Annotated in this window: 10 protein-coding genes; 4 read left to right on the top strand and 6 right to left on the bottom strand. The window is 71.2% G+C overall.

Translation table 11 applies throughout. The features are described from left to right. Positions 1–155: 155 nt before the first annotated feature. The 3 genes from BN1197_RS05025 to BN1197_RS05015 all read right to left on the bottom strand — a co-directional run bounded on the left by BN1197_RS05025 (position 156) and on the right by BN1197_RS05015 (position 3,278). Positions 156–755 carry a DUF421 domain-containing protein gene (locus BN1197_RS05025; protein ID WP_217991154.1) on the bottom strand — a complete coding sequence of 200 codons (600 nt, stop codon included), beginning with the start codon at positions 753–755 and terminating at the stop codon, positions 156–158. Between the two features lie 66 nt (positions 756–821). Beyond that, entirely contained in the window at positions 822–1,982 is a 1,161-nt protein-coding gene (locus BN1197_RS05020; protein ID WP_040156882.1) for an alpha/beta hydrolase, read from the bottom strand. A 93-nt stretch (positions 1,983–2,075) separates the two neighbouring features. Then, on the bottom strand, positions 2,076–3,278 hold the full coding sequence (locus BN1197_RS05015) for a CapA family protein (RefSeq protein WP_082043647.1): 1,203 nt from the start codon (positions 3,276–3,278) through the stop codon (positions 2,076–2,078). A gap of 64 nt (positions 3,279–3,342) precedes the next feature. On the opposite strand from BN1197_RS05015, the gene BN1197_RS05010 reads away from it, so the two are divergent. Then, positions 3,343–4,350 (top strand): aldo/keto reductase family protein, encoded by a 1,008-nt coding sequence (locus tag BN1197_RS05010; protein ID WP_040156879.1) that lies wholly within the window; start codon positions 3,343–3,345, stop codon positions 4,348–4,350. 22 nt (positions 4,351–4,372) lie between these two features. Here BN1197_RS05010 and recD read toward each other — a convergent pair whose 3' ends face one another. From recD to recC, 3 genes are read right to left on the bottom strand one after another with little or no spacing between them, the layout of a single operon-like run. Continuing rightward, on the bottom strand, positions 4,373–6,388 hold the full coding sequence (gene recD / locus BN1197_RS05005) for an exodeoxyribonuclease V subunit alpha (protein ID WP_082043646.1): 2,016 nt from the start codon (positions 6,386–6,388) through the stop codon (positions 4,373–4,375). Continuing rightward, entirely contained in the window at positions 6,385–9,723 is a 3,339-nt protein-coding gene (locus BN1197_RS05000; protein WP_245851829.1) for a UvrD-helicase domain-containing protein, read from the bottom strand. The genes recD and BN1197_RS05000 overlap by 4 nt, the downstream gene beginning before the upstream one ends. After that, the gene (recC, locus tag BN1197_RS04995; protein WP_040156877.1) at positions 9,723–13,226 is read right to left on the bottom strand and encodes an exodeoxyribonuclease V subunit gamma; all 3,504 of its coding nucleotides are present in this window, start codon (positions 13,224–13,226) and stop codon (positions 9,723–9,725) included. The genes BN1197_RS05000 and recC overlap by 1 nt, the downstream gene beginning before the upstream one ends. Positions 13,227–13,599: 373 nt before the next feature. Here recC and BN1197_RS04990 point away from each other — a divergent pair, with 373 nt between their 5' ends. From BN1197_RS04990 to arcC, 3 genes are all read left to right on the top strand, one after another. Beyond that, entirely contained in the window at positions 13,600–14,823 is a 1,224-nt protein-coding gene (locus tag BN1197_RS04990) for an arginine deiminase (protein WP_040156875.1), read from the top strand. A 5-nt stretch (positions 14,824–14,828) separates the two neighbouring features. Beyond that, entirely contained in the window at positions 14,829–15,830 is a 1,002-nt protein-coding gene (argF, locus tag BN1197_RS04985; RefSeq protein WP_040156873.1) for an ornithine carbamoyltransferase, read from the top strand. Positions 15,831–16,234: 404 nt separating this feature from the next. Beyond that, positions 16,235–17,200, top strand: a complete 966-nt coding sequence (gene arcC / locus BN1197_RS04980) for a carbamate kinase (protein WP_040156871.1) — start codon at positions 16,235–16,237, stop codon at positions 17,198–17,200. The last annotated feature ends 137 nt before the right edge of the window (positions 17,201–17,337 follow it).

Here is a 17,337-nt window from a genome sequence, read left to right as displayed (position 1 = left end):
TCGCCCGCTCGTCGCCCCCATTGCACTGCGGCGGAGCATGCATGAGCGACGCCTCGAACCTGCCTGTGGACGACACGCCGGTGTGCGATCGCACTGTGGACGACGCTGCTGCGAGCGGCCCCTGCGGTCGATGCCGTACCCGGCTCCGGCGCAGGTCAGCGGCGTTCTCGAATGAGTTCGGAGAGCTCGGCCACCGCGGCGCGAAGCTCGGCGCGGCTCACGCTCTGCTCGTCGGCGAGCAGGTCGACGACGATCGCGCCGCCGGGGTCGATCTGGGCGATCTTCACCTCGCGGGCGGAGTCCGCACTCTGGCGACGCAGCGCCTGCCGCAACTCCGAGGTGGTGATGCCCAACCGGGCGAGGGCGGTCTCGTCCACGTTGCCGTCGCGGACGAGCACGGTCGGCGAACCCTCGAGAAGCCACCGCACGCGGGCGCTGCGATGCGAGAGCCGGTCCAGAGCGGCGTTGACCACGACGAGCACGACCGCGCCGAGCAGGCCGCCGGAGAGGGAGTTGTCGTCGCCGATGATCGCGTTCTGCACGACGTTGCTGAGCAGCAGGACCACGACGAGGTCGAGGCTGTTCATCTGCGCCATGAGCCGCTTGCCGGCCACCCGCAACAACAAGGCGATGCCGAGGTAGACGCACACCGTGCGCACCACCTTGTCGACCGGGCCGATACCCATCGTGAACAGGTCGTTCATGAGGGCGTCGAACTGCCCGGTGGTGAGGAGCGGATGGAGGGTCGACATCATGGCGGTCTCCTGCGATGCGATTGCCGCCCGACGCGTCGTCGCGTCAGGCCTCGAGCCGGGCCGCGGTCACCGGGTCGAGGAGAACCCGGGACTCGCGTGCCCCAACCATGCCAGCGACGGTTCGATGTAGGGCTCCCAGACCTCGGCGCGGTGCGCCCCGGTGGTCAACACGGTGGGGGTCACCGAGAACGGGGGCCGCGCCGCCTGGGTCAGTGCGGTCGTCGACGGGGCCGAAAGCTTGTCGGGCGCCGAGGTCAGGGTCCACGCCGCGACCGCCGGCGGCTTGTGCTGGACGAGTCGCACCAGGTCGTAGCGCTGCCAGGCCGGGGTGTCCTTGCCGAACGGGACGTACGGCGGGTCGAAGTCGGGCCGCGCGTACCCGCCGAGCGAGATCGCTGCGCTGTACGTGGTGGGATGCAGCATCGTCGCCATGAGCGAACACCAGCCGCCGGCGCTGTAGCCCATCGTCGCCCACGCCTCGCGCGAGGCGGGGACGCGGAAGTTCTCGTAGATCCACGCGGGCACGTCCTGCGTCAGCCACGTCTCCATCGCGGGCGTGCCGGGCCGTCCTCCGTCGACGCATTCGGTGTCGAGCCGGTCGGGCGCCCAGTGCGGAATGACGAGGATGGGCAGCCGGATCCGGCCCTTCTCGCTCAGGCGGTGCAGGACCTGGTCCATGTGGAAGACCCGGAAGGTCGCGAGCGGGGCCGGCAGGTAGCCGTGAAAGATCTCGAGCACGGGAAACGTCGCGCTGCTCTGACGCCGGTACTCCGGCGGGAACCACACGGTGACCTGGCCCGTGTACTTGCTCTTGGGTCCGGGGACCTCAAAGGTCTGGTAGCCGCCGACCGCGGTGTTCGTGAGCTGGAGCGGAACCCGGTCACGTGCCGAGGTCGGCAGCGTCGCGAGCGGACTCTGCCCGACGTGCGCGCGGGTCGACTCACCCGGGCCCAGGCCGCGCGTCTGCCCGGCGGGCACGACCGCGGAGTTGCCGGTGAGGTCGCTCCAGACGTCGCTCCACGAGCTGTACCAGCCGTACTCGGCGTTGATCGGGACGAGCACGTTGAGCACGGCGAGCACCATGACGACGACGAGACTCAGGACGCGCTTGAGGACCCCGAGGACGGTGGTGCGGGCGGCCGCACCCCACCGCACCACCACCCAGAGGAGGACCACGACGAGCGCGACCCGGACGAACCACGTGAACAGTGGGCTGGTGAGACTCATGACGGCTCCGATCGACGCCGTGAACGATCGATCACGAGGCTGGGAGAGAGCCGGGTCGCGTCGTGCGCCGCTCCCGGCGCAGACACGCGACCCTCACTGGGGGCTCTGCGCCAGACCCGAACACGACCTCGCGTTCTGGGCCGCGCGCTCGAGGCGAGGTCGCGACGTGGTGGGGGTCTCGGGAAGGCCGCCGGGGGAGATGACCTTGGGCGTCCACGTGTAGGAGCGGACGAGGCCGGGCCCGTTCGCGCGCGCCGCCGCATCCTGGGCGCCTCGTGCGCGGGCGGCGTCGGCGTCGACCGAGACGGTGAGGATCCCGGAGGAGCGGGACCCGGCGCTCGTGTTGTACCAGATGAAGTTGCCGGTGCCGTAGCCGACGAAGGCCCGCCCGTCCCAGCCCGAGCCCTGTGGCCGGTGGGCGTGGGTGCCGACGATGACGTCGACCCCGGTGTCGCGCAGGATGCGTGCCGTCTCGACCTGCCGCTCGTTCGGACACGTCGATCCCTCGGTACCCCAGTGCAGGAACGCGATCACGAGGTCGTGGTTCGCCACGGCATCCTGCGCCGCCCGGGTGAAACGGTCGCGGCGTACGTTCTGCGCGACGCCGGCACTGTCCGGCCCGGCCGACCAGTTCGCGTACGTCTGCTCGGGAATCTCCATTGAGGAGATCACCCCCACCTTGACGCCGCGCACGTCGAACGTCGCGGGCGCGTAGGCCTGGCGCTCGTCCGCGCCGAAACCGACGACGGGGATCGGGCTGTCCTTCACCGCCGCGAGCGTGTCCTCCACGCCCTGGCGGCCGAAGTCGGCGGCATGGTTGTTCGCCATGCTCACCGCATCGACGCCCGCGGCCTTCAGCTTGGCCAGGGCCACCGCAGGGGCTCGGAACGTGTACGCCTTGGACGCGGGCCTGCCGCGTTCGGTGATCGCCGTCTCGAGGTTGACCATCGCGAAGTCGGCCGCGGCCAGCTCGGGCAGACGCCTCGACCAGGCCTCGTCGGAGTCCCGCAGCCTCGGCGCGAGCTGGCGTTCGAAGTGGACGTCGCCCGCGAAGGCGAGGGTGATGCGCTGCGGCGACGTCGGGGACCCTGGTGACTCCGGAGGCGTCGACGGCTCCGCAGACGTGGACGGCTCCGACGACGAGCCGGACGAGGGCGAGGACGACGGCGGTATCGGTACCGGAGAACCCGGGGTGACGGCGTTCGGGATCGAGCGTGTCGACGGCTCCGGCGCCGGAGCGGCACAGCCGACGAGCACGACGGCGAGAACGACGAGGGGCCACGCGCGGCGCGTCATGGCGCTCAGAGTACTGCCGTGTTCCCGCCGTGCCGGCGGACAGCGCCGGGCATAGCCTGCCCGTATGGAATTCCGTCATCTCGGCAACAGCGGCCTCAAGATCAGTGCACTCACGTACGGCAACTGGCTGACCCACGGCTCACAGATCGAGAACGAGACCGCGACCCGGTGTGTGCGGGCCGCGCTCGACCTCGGCATCTCGACGTTCGACACCGCCGACGTCTACGCCAACACGAAGGCGGAGACGGTCCTCGGCGAGGCGCTCAAGGGCGAACGGCGCGAGTCCCTCGAGATCTTCACCAAGGTGTACTGGCCCACCGGCCCGGGCGGGCACAACGACTGCGGCCTCTCCCGCAAGCACATCATGGAGTCGATCGACGCCTCCCTGCGTCGGCTGCAGACCGACTACGTCGACCTGTACCAGGCGCACCGGTACGACACCGAGACCCCGCTCGAGGAGACGATGCAGGCCTTCGCCGACGTCGTCCGCGCGGGCAAGGCCCTCTACATCGGTGTGAGCGAGTGGACCGCCGAACAGATCCGCGCCGGGCACTCCCTCGCCCAGCAGCTCGGTATCCAGCTCATCAGCAACCAGCCGCAGTACTCGATGCTGTGGCGGGTCATCGAGGACGAGGTGGTTCCCACCTGTCGCGAGCTGGGTGTCTCGCAGATCGTGTGGTCGCCGATGGCGCAGGGCATCCTCTCGGGCAAGTACCTGCCCGGGCAGGCTCCGAAGGAGGGCACGCGCGCGGCCGACTCCGAGGTCGGCGAGTCGATGTCGTCGTTCATGAACGACGAGTTGCTCACCGCCGTGCAGGAACTGCGGCCCATCGCCGAGGACGCCGGACTCTCGATGCCCGCGCTCGCGCTGGCCTGGGTGCTGCAGCACGACGACGTCGCCTCCGCGATCGTCGGCGCGTCACGCCCCGAGCAACTCGAGGAGAACGTCAAGGCGGTCGGTGTCTCGCTCGACGAGAGCATCATGGCGCGCGTCGAGCAGACCCTCGCAGGCGTGGCCGAGCGCGACCCGGGCAAGACCGCCGAGCGGGCTCCGGCGACGCGTCCCTGCTGATCCGGCCTGGCCGGGGGTGGGATCAGCCCCGGCGCAACCGACCCGCCAAGCCGCTCGCTCGGCGGGCACGGCGGGCGAGTGCGTCGCGGATGACCTCTTCGCTGCCGACGACCGTGACGGAGCGGCGAGCGCGGGTGACCGCGGTGTAGAGCAACTCGCGGGTGAGCAGGGCCGAGTCGCCCGGCGGGAGCATGACCGTGATGTCGTCGACCTCGCTGCCCTGTGCCTTGTGCACGGTCATCGCGTGCATGGTCTCGACGTCGGCGAGGCGGGTCGCGGCCATGCGCACCGTGCCCGCCGCACCCGCGAGGACCGCCGTCGGGGGCGTGCCGGGCTCGGCGGGGGCGACGACGACGCCGGTGTCGCCGTTGTAGAGGCCGAGGGTGTGGTCGTTCGTCGTGATGAGCAGTGGCCGGCCAACGTACATGAGGTCGTACAGCGCGTCGCCGGTCTCCTCGGTGAGCCAGGACTCGATGCGTCGGTTCCACGTGCGCACCCCGAACGGGCCCGCGCGGTGGGCGCACAGCACGCGGTGTCGCCCCAGCAGGTCGAGTGCCTCCTCGGCCTCGCCCGCACGGGCCGCGGCGCGGACGGCCACGGCGTGCGAGACGAGACGCGGCCGCACGACGGTCGCCGGATCCTCGTCCTCGACGAGTCGCATGCCCTCGCCGCTGCGGAGCACGTCGATCACCGTGTCGGCGTCGCCCGCCCGCACCGCTCGCGCCAGCTCACCGATCGCCCCGGTGTAGCGGTGCGAACCGGTGAGCCGCACGACGGTGGCGACGTCGGCCGCCTCCAGGGCACGTGGGTCGGTCTCGGGAGGAGCGTCGGGAGCGTCGGCGTCGCCGGGGGCCGGATCGACATCGGAGGCGGGGTCGACATCGGAGGCGGGAGCGGCATCGGCGGCGCCGGCGGCATCGGTGCTGCACGTGTCGTCTGCGCGGCCGAGACCGCCGACGAGGTCGCCGAGCACCGCACCGGCGTCGACCGAGGCGAGCTGGTCGGCGTCGCCGACGAGGACGAGCCGGGTCGTGGGCCGCAGCGCCTCGAGCAGTCGCGCGGTGAGCGTGAGCGAGAGCATCGAGGACTCGTCGACGACCACGACGTCGTGCGGCAACGTGTTGGCGCGGTCGTGACGAAAGCGGGTCCGTGATCCGGGCCGCCACCCGAGCAGGCGGTGCAGTGTCGAGGCCTCGAGGCCGGCGAGAGCCGCGCGGGCGTCCTCGGGGAAGCGAGCGGAGGCCGACGCGACGGCCTCCTGCAGGCGCGCCGCGGCCTTGCCGGTCGGCGCGGTGAGGGCGATGCGCGGCGGGAGCCCGCCGTCTGCGGTGATCTGGTCGACGAGCACGGCGAGGAAGCCGGCGACCGTCGTCGTCTTGCCGCTGCCGGGGCCGCCGGTGAGCACGCCGGTGGTGGAGCGCACGAGGCGCCCGACGGCCTCGCGCTGCTCGGCATACCCCTCGCCGGGGAAGATCCGCCGCAGGCTCGCCTCCAGACGCTCGTCGTCGACCTCCGGCGGCCGGGTCTGTCGCCGTTGCAGCAGGTCGCTGCACACGCTGCGCTCCTCGCCCCAGTACCGGTCGAGGTAGAGCAGGCCGTCGTCGTGACGCAGCACGCCGCCCGCGACCAGGGGACTCGCGACGACCCGTCCGACCCACGTCGTCGCGTCGGGCCACGGCAGCTCCGGCACGGGCACCCCCGCCGGTACCGCCTCGGGTGCCGCCTCGTCGTCGGCGTCCGGATCGTCGACGACCTCGGGTGCGAGCTCGCGTGCCGTCTCGAGTCGCAGGCACGTCGACCCGTCGCGCACCACCCGAACGAGCAACGCGAACGCCAGGACGACGTCGGGATCGGTCTCGCCGACGAGGGACGAGAGCCGGGTGGCGACGTGGGCGTCGGCCGCCCGCAGGTAACCCGCCCGGTTGAACGTCGCGAGCGGCTCCGGGGCGCGCAGGGCGTGCCGCACATCGACATCGGTGCCGGTAACTGTGCCGGTGCCGCTGCCGGTGCTTGGAGCGATGGTCAACGACGAACTCATGCGACACCTCCGTCGAGCAGGGCCGAGATCTTCTCGATGAGCGCCGGCGGGGGCTGCCAGGAGAAGACGCCGCAGGGTCGCCCGTCGACGAGCGGAGTCCGCGGGCCGCACATTCCCCGGACGTAGAGGTACAGCACCCCGCCCAGATGGGTCGCCGGGTCGTAGCCGGGCAGCCGCCACCGCAGATAGCGATGGAGGACGACGGCGTAGAGCAGCGCCTGCAGGGGATAGTCGGAGTGCCCCATCGCCGCATCGAGACTCTCCGGCACGTAGGACGCGGCGGTGAGCGGCTCGTCGAACGGGCCGAGCCAGTTGGTCTTGTAGTCGGCCACGAGGTACCGCTCGCCGACGCGCAGGATCAGGTCGAGGGAGCCGGTGAGGTATCCGCGCAGCAACTGACCGCCGAGTTCGGGGCGGTCGAGCTCGTCGGCGTACGGGCGGATCGGGTCGTCCTCGGGCAGATGGGCACGCAGGAGGGCGGCGATCTGCCCGAGACGTACCTCGGCGAGCGCGTCGCCACCGGGCTCGTCGCCCCCGGCGAGCGGGAGCTCGAACTCGGCCTCGCACAGCCGGTCGCCGCGAGCGATGTCGCGCAGCGTGACTCCGGCGAGCGGCCCCAGCGGGCTGTCGCACACCGCGACGAGGGCGTCGGCGAGCACGTCGGCGTCGAGGTCGACCGGCCAGGCGACCCGCAGTTCCTCGATGCGGTCGAGGAACTCGGTGCGCAGGTCGGCGGCCTGCGGGTCGGCCTCCTCGAGCACGGCGTGGACGAGCGAGCCGAACCGGGCGCCGACGGGCAGGCCGGCCATCGGCGAGGGCAGGTCGCCTGCGAGCGGGGCCGGTTCCTCCACCGGCAACGGGGACTCGTCGTCGGTCCCGAGTGTCTCCGGCTCGCTCGTGACGACGGCCCCGAGCGCGTGCACCCCGGCCTCGCGGGTGAGGGAGCTGTAGCTCGTGCGGCGCCACGCGAGGTCGATCTGCCGGGTGAACTCCCGCACGCCGAGCGCGCCGATGCCGGAGGCCGGCTCGGCCTCGACGACGTCGGCGTGCCGGGCGGGCTCGATCACCGGACCACCCGCCTCCTGCCATCCGCGCAGGTGGGAGACGATCTCGGCGTCCGAGGCGATCGGGACCACGTCGAGCACTTCGGCCTCACCCGCCGTGCGTCCGAGCAGCAGACGGTGCAACGGCGACCGGCAGGTGTTGACGGTCGGTGCCCACCACGCGACGACCTGGGCCCGGGCCCGGGTGAGCGCGACGTAGGCGAGGCGCAGCGACTCCCCCGCCTCCTCCTGCGCGTGGGCGGCCAGCACCGCCTTGCGGTCGCCGCGCTTGCCGCCGACGTCGATGGCCCGCGCCCGATGGCCGTTCTCGTCGGGCGGCAGGTGAAAGGTGGGTCGCTCGGGCTCGTCGGGCACCCACCGGTCCCAGAGGTAGGGCACGAAGCAGACGTCGTACTGCAGCCCCTTGCTGCCGTGGATGGTGACGAGCTGAACGGCCTCGGCATCGCTGTCGAGACGCCGACGACGGGTGGACGTTCCGGTACGCCGGGCGTCGTCGCGTAGGTCGGTGAGTCGGGTGATGAGGGCGACCAGCCCCAACCGGTCGTCGTGGGCCTCGGTGTGGAGGATCTCGGCGAGGTGGCGCAGGTCGGTGAGCTCGCGCTCGCCCCCGAGCCGGGAGAGCATGCGGGCCGAGAGGCCTTCGGCGTCGATCATCGCCATCACCGCGGCGAGCCCGCGGGCCGCGAACAGCTCGGCGTACCGTCGCAGCCGCCCGGCGAGCTCGTCGGTGAGTGCGTCACCGCCGGCGTCGAGGGCTGCGGCCGAGTAGCCGAGGAGATCGGTGAGGGCGGCGGCACGCACGAGCCCGGTGCGGTGCGGGGCGTCCATCGCGAGGAGCACGGTGAGCCAGTCGGCAGCGGCCGGCGTCTCCAACACACTGCCGGTGCCGGCGAGCACCGCTGGAATCCCCCTGCTCTGCAACGCTTCTCGCACGTACTGCAGTTGCCGGGACGTGTGCGCGAGCACGGCCACGTCAGCGGGGCACATCGGTCGCAGTGGGCGTTTCGGGTCGTCGAAGGTCGGTTTCGCGGCGAGCAGCGCGGCGATCTCGGAGGCGACGTCGTCGGCGACGATCGGACGGATCTTGCCGACGCTCGGCAGCCGCTCGGCCCGCCAGTTCAGCGTCGCGCGGTCGAGGACGCGCACCCGGAACGGGTCGCTCGACGGGGCCCCGCGCAGCCGCGGACCGGGATGGGCGGCGTCGACGTCGTGCACGACGATGCCCTCCTCGCCCAGTTGGGCGCCGCGGAGCGCGACCTGCAGCGGTGCGAGCAACGTGCCGTCGGTACGAAAGTTGCGTCCGAGGGTCTGGCGGGTGGTCGCGGTGCGGGCGGCGTCGAGGTAGGTGACGATGTCGCCCCCGCGGAACGCGTAGATGGCCTGCTTGGGGTCGCCGATGAGCACGAGCGTCGCGTGCTTCCGGAACGCGCGGTCGAGCACGGCCCACTGCACCGGGTCGGTGTCCTGGAACTCGTCGACGAGCACGACCGACCACCGCTGCCGCATGCGCTCGGCGGCCGGTGACTCGGGCGCGTCGAGGGCATCGGCGAGCCGGCTGAGCAGGTCGTCGTAGCCGAGCAGGCCGCCACGGCGCATGCGGACCGCCATCTCCTCACGCACCTTGCGCGCGAACCCGACCCGCCGCGCGGCCGGGCTGCCCGCCGGAGCATCGGCGGGCACGATGCGGGCCTGCGGGTCGAGCATGACGTCGTGCGCGATGGCTCGGGCCTCGGCGAGCGAGAAGATCGGCGTCGCCTCGTCACGGGCGAATCCGCGCAGGTACAGGTCGTCGACGACCTCGCGCAGCAGGTCGCTGACGTCGTCGACGAGCTGGGCGTCACGCTCGGTGTCACCGGCGACACCGAGCGAGCGCAACACGGTCTGGCAGAACTGGTGCGTCGTCGCGATGGTCGCAGAGTCGAACGTGGCCAACGCGTCGATGATCCGCGTTCGACGGTTCGCGAGTTCGGCCTCGTCGGCGTCGAGGAGCAACCTGACGACAGGGTCGGGGTCCTCGACACCGGCGGGATCGGCGAGCGCCCGCGCGGCCTCGACGAGATGCTCACGCACCCGGGCCCGCAGTTCCTGGCTGGCGGCGCGACCGAACGTGACGACGAGCATCTCATCGAGCTCGGCGCGGCCCTCGGCGACGAACCGGGTGACGAGCGCCCCGATGGTCCAGGTCTTGCCCGTGCCCGCGCTCGCCTCCAGCAGCACCGTGCCCTCCGGCAGCGGGGCGGTGATGTCGAACGTGCCCATGACCGGCGTCATCACACCCTCCTGCCGTTGGTGATCTCGGGCTCCCACACCCGCACCGCGTACCGGCCGAACCGGGTGGGCTCGGAGTTCCACGTCTCGTCGGGCGCCGAGCCGGCGAAGAGCACCTCGAGCGCGGCGCCTTCGCCGTGGATGCGGGCGAAGGCGGGATCGGCGTGCTCGCCGGGGAACGGATCCGACCGCCTGCGGTCGGTCTCCCACGCCGCACGCGCGGCGTCGATCGGCGACCCGTCGTCGCGCGTCGAGGCGTACGGGTCGTCGGCCTGGCGGTCGCGACGCCGCGAGGCGGCCTCGGCGAACGCGAGAGAAGCCTTCGGCGGCAAGGGAATCGGCTCACACAGGCCGCGATCGCGCACGTCGACGAGGTCCGCGAGCCACTGCGCGGCGGCGGTAGGAGGCAGTGGCCCCCAGACGCGGTGGACGGCCCCGCCGCGGTGGCGGGCCACGACGTGCGCGACCCACGGCACCTCGGGCCGGGCCACGGTGAGCGCGAGCAGGTCGATCCAGGCCCGCATGCGTGACCTGGCCGAGAGGGCGGAGTAGGACACCGTGACGACGTCGTTGCCGTGCACCCCCGAGACCGTGCCCGTGAGCCGCCGTCCGCCCGTGCCGGGCAGCTCGACGGTGAGGTCGACGGCTCGGGCTGGTTCGACGCGCAGAGGTCCGGCCGTGCGCATGAGCGCGGAGACGACCCCGACGACGTCGGTCACCGTGCGCTCGCCGAGCCGCGCCGGTGGCACGAGGCCGCGCGCGGCCTCCGCGGCGACGGCGTCGTCGGGGTGGAGGCCGGCGAGGGCGTCACGCAGCATCCGATCGCCCACTCCCCACTTGCCCAGCGAGTCGAGTTCGACCGGCATCGCGTCGAGTTCGGTCTCCTCCTCGCGCATGGGGAGCACGTCGAGGCGGTCGCGGAGGAACGCGCGAGCGGGGTTGGCGAAGAAGGCCTGCAGGTCGTCGAGGGCGACGTCGCCGTCGGTCTCGGGTCGCGGGGGCAGGGCGCCGGCGAGGAACGGGTCCTTGGGGGCCCTGGGCCCGGCGAGCGCCTGAGCGCCGGAGTAGGCCGCCCGGTCGAACGTCTGCGGCGACTCCTGACGCAGCAGGCGCGGGTCGAACGGCTGGAGCGGATGAGTGTGGACGATGCGAGAACGGCCCTCCTCGTCGACGATCCCGGGCGCCACGGCGTGCACCGCGTCGATGAGCTCGCCGACGGGCACGGCGGGCGGTCTGGTCGAGCCGTCGAGGTCGCTCGCCCCGCTGTAGGTGATGACGAGGTGCTCGCGCGCCGCCATGACCGCGTCGAGAAGGAGCTGGCGGTCTTCGCTGCGCCGGTCGCGCTCGCCGGTGCGCGGGTCACGGGCCAGCACGTCGTCACCGTCGACGGTCTCGGCGCGGGGGAACACGCCGTCATCGAGGCCGACGAGTGCGACGACCCGGTGCGGCACCGAGCGCATCGGCACCATCGTGCAGATCGTCAGGGTGCCGGTACGGAAGTTCGCCCTGGTCGGACGCCCACCGAGGCGCCGGTCGAGCAGCCGGCGTACGTCGGCGAGACGCATCCGGGTGTCGGTGCGCGCCGAGTCGGCCACCATGGCGAGCTCCCGGTCGAGCTGGGCCTGCTGCCACTCGTCGACGGTGGCCACCGAGGTGAGGGAGGCGACACCGGCGCGCAGAGCCGTCATCCATTCCCGCACCCCGCCGGCCGCGAGGAGGGCCTCGAGGGTGGCAGTCATCCGGTCGGTGAACTCGACGAACCGACCCACGAGGTCGATGTCGCCGCTGCCCACGTCGTCCACCGGCAGTACCTCGCCGAGGTGGCGGCGAGCGAACCCACCCGTGGCGTCGTCGGCCGCCACGCCCTCGGCCATCGTCACGCCGAGCAGGAGCCGGTCGAGCCCGGCGCGCCAGGTGTTCTGCCCGAAGGACGAGAGCTGATAGCCCGCGCGATGCTCGGCGTCGAGCCCCCAGCGGATGCCCGCCTGCTCGATCCACGCCTCGATCTTCTCGAGCGCGTCGTCGTCGAACCGGAACCGACGTGACACCGCCGGATGCGTGGCGAGGTCGACGACCTGCGAGACGGTCACCCGGCCGCCGGCGAGGTCGAGCAGGGCGAGGGTGACGCCGAAGAGCGGGTTGGTGGCGACGAGCGACCGGTCGGCGAGGCGCACCCGGAACCCGTGGGCGGGGTGGGCGAACCCACCGACCTCCTCACCGAGGCCGAACGCGGCACCGAACAGGGGCGCGTACTCCTCGATGTCGGGGCACATGACGAGGATGTCGCGCGGCTCGAGCGTCGGGTCGTCCTGCAGCAGGCCGGTGAGGACGTCGCGCAGCACCTCCACCTGCCTCGCCGGCCCGTGGCAGGCGTGGATGCGCACCGAGTCGTCGTTCTCGTCGAACACGCGCGTCGAGGCGGCGTCGCCCGGCGCGTCGGCCGCGAGGTCGTGCTGCAGCCACGCCAAGACGTCGCCGTGCCGCTCCCGTGCAGGGTCGGCGGGCTGCGGACCGTGGTCGACCGCACCCGTGCCGGCGAGACTGCGCTGCAGTTCGCGGGCGTCGCGACCGAGCGAGGCGAGCAGGGGATGCCGCACGAGCCGAGCCGAGGTGTCGTCGGCGCGGCGCACCGGCCCCTCGGCGACGGCTTCGGCGACCCGATCCCACGCGACCGGTGAGGCCTGCGGAAGCCAGAGATGCACGTCGCGGTGCGTCGCGAGCGCGCCGAGCAGTTCGATCTCGGTGGCGGCCAGGCGGGTGTGGCCGAACATCGAGAGCCGCGGGGGCAGGTCGAACGTCCCTGGGGTCTCACGGAGCGCCCGCACCACCGCCGCGTGCCGAACGTCGGGCGGTGTGTGCGGCGCGAGCTCCCCGCCGAGCCCGGAGGCAGTCGCGGGAGCCGCCGCACCTGCCGCCGCGCCGATCTCGTCGACGACGAGCGTCCACAGCCGGGCCTGCCACTCCAGGTCACCCTCGCTCCCGTCGAGCCGGCCCTCGCGCCAAGTGGTCAGCAGCCCGGGTCGCTGCAGGGCGTAGTCGGCGTACAGCACGGCGAGGTGGCGGGCGACCGCGTACCGGCGGCCGAGGCGCAGCTCGGCCTCCAGCCCGGAATGCTCGCGCCCCAGGTGCCGGGCGACGGTGCGCAGCCAGGGCTCGTCGAGATGGGTGTCGATGACGTCGAGCACCGTCCAGGTCAGCCGGTCCACCGCGTACGGGTCGTCGGCTCCGCTGCCGGAGAACGTGGAGCGTCGCCCGGTGAGCAACCCGACGAGCGAGGCCGGGGAGACGAACCGCACGCCGGCGCAGACACCATCGGCGCCGAGGGCCGTGCCGCCGGAGGTGCCGAGGTGGTGCGAGAGGCGCTGGGTGAGCCACCGTTCGGTGCCCTTGGCCGGGACGACGACGAGCTCCTGAGCCAGCGGATCGGGCAAGGGCTCGGCGAGCATGCCGGCCAGCCCGCGGGCGAGCGCGGAGGTGTCGGTCCCCCGGTGCAGGTGCAGGGTCATGCAGCCTCCTCGCGTGCGTCCGATATGTCGTCTTCGAACCCGTGCGCCGGCTCGTGCAGACTCGCCGTCGCTCTCGTCACCACCGAGCGTAGGTGCCGCCACCGACAACCCCTGTGAGCAGGCCCGACACGAACCCCACGGACTACCCGTCCCGGACCCCTGACGCCGAGACAGCCGTCGTTTCCGGCGCCGTTCGCACCCCGTCACGATCACGCGTCGAGACCGGAACGCGCACCGGCCCGAGAGCAGCCGTGGATGATCGCCGAACCCCTCACGCGCGCGGGTCGCGCCACGTTAGCCTGATCGTGCACCCAGGCATCACCGCTGGTCGGGCACGACTCTGCCCGGTCAGCACCCACGAAAGGGGAAGTGCATGTCGTACGTCGGCTCCGAAGTGGGGCAGCTTCAACAGGTCATCCTCCACCGGCCCGGCCGCGAGCTGGAGCGCCTCACCCCGACGAACAAGGAGGGGCTGCTGTTCGACGAGCTCCCCTGGGTTCCGAAGGCGCAGGAGGAGCACGACCAGTTCGCCGACGTGCTGCGCAACCTCGGGGTCGAGGTGTTCTACCTCGAGAAGCTCCTCGAAGAGACTCTCGCCGTGGACGACGCCCGCGACTTCCTGCTCACCCGGCTCCTCGACGAGGACGTCTTCGGGCCCGGCGCGATCGACCCGCTCATGGGGATCCTCTCGGGCATGGACGACCACACGCTGGCCGAGATGCTCATCGGGGGCATGACCCTGGCCGAGGCGCGCGAGTACGGCGATCTGTCGACGTCCTCGGTGCTGCTGGGCTCGATGGCCGACAAGGACTTCATCCTCCCGCCGCTGCCCAACCACCTCTTCACCCGTGACACCTCCTGCTGGGTCTACGGCGGCGTCTCGATCAACTCGATGCAGAAGGTCGCCCGCATGCGGGAGTCCCTCAACTACCAGGCGATCTACCGCTGGCACCCGCGCATGCAGAACGCCTCCTTCGACTACTGGGGCGACGGCCTCGGCCAGGGACAGGCCACGATGGAGGGCGGCGACGTCCACGTCATCGGCAACGGCGCCGTGATGGTCGGCATGAGCGAACGCACCACCCCGCAGGCCGTCGAACGCCTCGCCCGCGCGCTGTTCGCCCAGAAGGCGGCGACGCAGGTCATCGGCCTCGAGATGCCGAAGTACCGGGCGGTCATGCACCTCGACACGGTGATGTCGATGGTCGACGCGAACTCGTTCACCTACTACGCCAACCTGCCGCAACTGCGTTCGTTCGTCCTTCGACCCGACGACAGCGAGGTGGGCTTCTCGGTCTCCAGCCACGAGCCCGAGCAGATGCGCACCGTGCTCGCCGAGGCCATCGGCGCCGACTCGGTGCGCCTGCTCACCGCCGACCAGGACGAGGCCGCCGCCGAACGCGAGCAGTGGGACGACGGCTGCAACGTGCTCACGGTGCGACCGGGTGTCGTCGTCGCCTACGAACGCAACACCGTCACCAACACCTACCTGCGTGAGAACGGGGTCGAGGTCCACACCATCGCCGGCGGTGAGCTCGGCCGTGGCCGCGGTGGCCCCCGTTGCATGAGTTGCCCCATCCAGAGAGAGGACGTCTGAGAGTCATGGCCTTCAACCTGCGTAACCGCAATTTCCTCAAGGAGCTCGACTTCACCCCGCAGGAATGGGCGTTCCTGCTGCGTCTGTCGGCCGATCTCAAGGCCGCGAAGTACGCCGGTACCGAGCAGCGGCGCCTCACCGGCAAGAACGTGGCCCTCATCTTCGAGAAGACCTCCACCCGCACCCGCTGCGCCTTCGAGGTCGCGGCCTACGACCAGGGCGCCGGGGTCACCTACCTCGACCCCTCCGGTTCTCAGATCGGGCACAAGGAGTCGATGAAGGACACGGCCCGCGTGCTGGGGCGCATGTACGACGGCATCGAGTACCGCGGCTCCAAGCAGGAGCTCGTCGAGACCCTCGGTGAGTACGCCGGGGTGCCGGTGTGGAACGGCCTGACCGACGAGTGGCACCCCACCCAGATGCTCGCCGACCAGCTCACGATGATGGAGCACTCCGACAAGCCGCTGTCGCAGATCGCGTTCGCCTACCTCGGCGATGCCCGTAACAACGTCGGCAACTCCCTGCTGATCTCCGGCGCGATGGCCGGCATGGACGTGCGCATGGTCGCGCCCGCGTCGCTGCAGAACGAGGGCGAGATCGTCGCGCAGGCCCGCAAGATCGCCGAGAAGACGGGTGCGCGCATCACCGTCACCGACGACGTCAAGAAGGGCGTCGAGGGCGCGGACTACCTGTACACCGACGTGTGGGTCTCGATGGGCGAACCCAAGGAGGTCTGGGACGAGCGCATCGGGCTGCTGAAGGACTACCAGATCAACGCCGAGACGATGGCCGCCACCGGCAACCCGAACACCAAGTTCATGCACTGCCTGCCCGCGTTCCACGACCGCAACACCAAGGTCGGTGAGGACATCTACGAGAAGACGGGTATGGAGGCTCTCGAGGTCACCGACGACGTCTTCGAGTCCGACGCCTCGATCGTCTTCGACCAGGCCGAGAACCGGATGCACACGATCAAGGCCGTGATGGTCGCGACCTTGGGTGACTGACGAAGAGCGAACGGCACGGTAGGACTCCCGACGAAGTCGCGGGTCCTGCCGGGCCGAGAGGTCGAGGAAGTCACCCAGAAGAAGTGGCTGACTGACGAGGAGCGAACGGCATGGTGACTGACGAAAAGCGAACGGCACGGTAGGGCCCCCGACGAAGTCGCGGGTCCTGCCGGGCCGTGAGGTCGAGGAAGTCACCCAGAAGAAATGGCTGGCTGACGAAGAAGGAACGGCATGGTGACTGACGAGAAGCGAACGGCACGGTAGGACTCCCGACGAAGTCGCGGGTCCTCCCGGGCCTTGAGGTCCAGGAAGTCACCCAGAAAGAAGCGGCTGACTGACGAGGAACGAACGGCACGTCACCCGGAACACACGGCCGACCGGTAAGAGTGAGCGAGAGGATTGTCATGCGCATTGTCGTCGCGTTGGGTGGGAACGCCTTGTTGGAGCGCGGTCAGAAGCCGGATGCCGAGACGCAGCGGGCGAACGCGGAGAAGGCGATGAAGGCTCTGGCGCCGTTGGCGGAGGAGCACGAGTTGGTCATCACTCACGGCAACGGCCCGCAGGTGGGTGTGTTGGCGTTGGAGTCGGCCAAGGATCCGTCGTTGTCGGAGCCGTATCCGTTGGACACGATCGGTGCCGAGACGCAGGGCATGATCGGGTATTGGTTGTTGCAGTCGTTGCAGAACAACCTGCCGGGTCGGCAGGTTGCCTCGTTGATCAACCAGACGCTGGTCATGGCGCACGATCCGGCGTTCGAGAATCCGACGAAGTTCGTGGGTGAGGTGTACGACGAGGCCACTGCTCGGCAGAAGGCCGAGGAGATGGGTTGGGTCGTCAAGCCGGATGGCCCGAAGTGGCGTCGTGTCGTTGCCTCGCCGGAGCCGCAGCGGGTGGTGGAGACGCGCATCATCCGGTTGCTGTTGTCCTCCGGTGCGGTGGTGGTGTGCTCCGGTGGTGGTGGCATTCCGGTGGTGCGTGACGAGCGCGGCAAGCTCAAGGGTGTCGAGGCGGTGATCGACAAGGATCTGTCGGCCGGTCGTCTGGCCGAGTCCCTCGAGGCCGACGCGCTCATCATCCTCACCGACGTGCCCAACGTCATGAAGGACTTCGGCACCGATCACGCCGAGGCCATCACGACGACGACGCCCGGGTACCTGCGCAGTCTCGGTGCTCCGGCCGGTTCGATGGGTCCGAAGATCGAGGCGGCCTGCCGGTTCGTCGAGCTCACGGGTGACCTCGCGGCCATCGGCAAGCTCGACGACGCCGTCAAGATGCTCGACGGTGAGGCCGGCACGATCATCACGCCCGGCGGCAACTACGGCGGGCCCGGCGACCTCAACCCCCGTCACGAGCTCACTCTCGACGTGTGAGTCGACTGCGGCTTCGGCCGCCGATCAATGTGTGACACAGGCGGATCCACGCGGGTCCGCCTGTGCCGCGTTCGGTGGCGTGGCCCGTCGCCCGTCGATCCTCCCGGGCCTCGTCCCTGTCGCGGGACTCCTCGGGC

Source organism: Mobilicoccus massiliensis, assembly GCF_000826525.2.
Classification (GTDB): Bacteria; Actinomycetota; Actinomycetes; order Actinomycetales; family Dermatophilaceae; genus Mobilicoccus; species Mobilicoccus massiliensis.
Note: the sequence above shows the minus strand (reverse complement) of the source record. Positions and strands in the feature narration are given on the sequence as shown.

Bases quoted from the DNA above. Each gene is read 5' to 3' on its own strand.
- BN1197_RS05025 (WP_217991154.1), bottom strand. From the start codon at position 755: ATGATGTCGACCCTCCATCCGCTCCTCACCACCGGGCAGTTCGACGCC.
- BN1197_RS05020 (WP_040156882.1), bottom strand. From the start codon at position 1,982: ATGAGTCTCACCAGCCCACTGTTCACGTGGTTCGTCCGGGTCGCGCTC.
- BN1197_RS05015 (WP_082043647.1), bottom strand. From the start codon at position 3,278: ATGACGCGCCGCGCGTGGCCCCTCGTCGTTCTCGCCGTCGTGCTCGTC.
- BN1197_RS05010 (WP_040156879.1), top strand. From the start codon at position 3,343: ATGGAATTCCGTCATCTCGGCAACAGCGGCCTCAAGATCAGTGCACTC.
- recD (WP_082043646.1), bottom strand. From the start codon at position 6,388: ATGAGTTCGTCGTTGACCATCGCTCCAAGCACCGGCAGCGGCACCGGC.
- BN1197_RS05000 (WP_245851829.1), bottom strand. From the start codon at position 9,723: ATGACGCCGGTCATGGGCACGTTCGACATCACCGCCCCGCTGCCGGAG.
- recC (WP_040156877.1), bottom strand. From the start codon at position 13,226: ATGACCCTGCACCTGCACCGGGGGACCGACACCTCCGCGCTCGCCCGC.
- BN1197_RS04990 (WP_040156875.1), top strand. From the start codon at position 13,600: ATGTCGTACGTCGGCTCCGAAGTGGGGCAGCTTCAACAGGTCATCCTC.
- argF (WP_040156873.1), top strand. From the start codon at position 14,829: ATGGCCTTCAACCTGCGTAACCGCAATTTCCTCAAGGAGCTCGACTTC.
- arcC (WP_040156871.1), top strand. From the start codon at position 16,235: ATGCGCATTGTCGTCGCGTTGGGTGGGAACGCCTTGTTGGAGCGCGGT.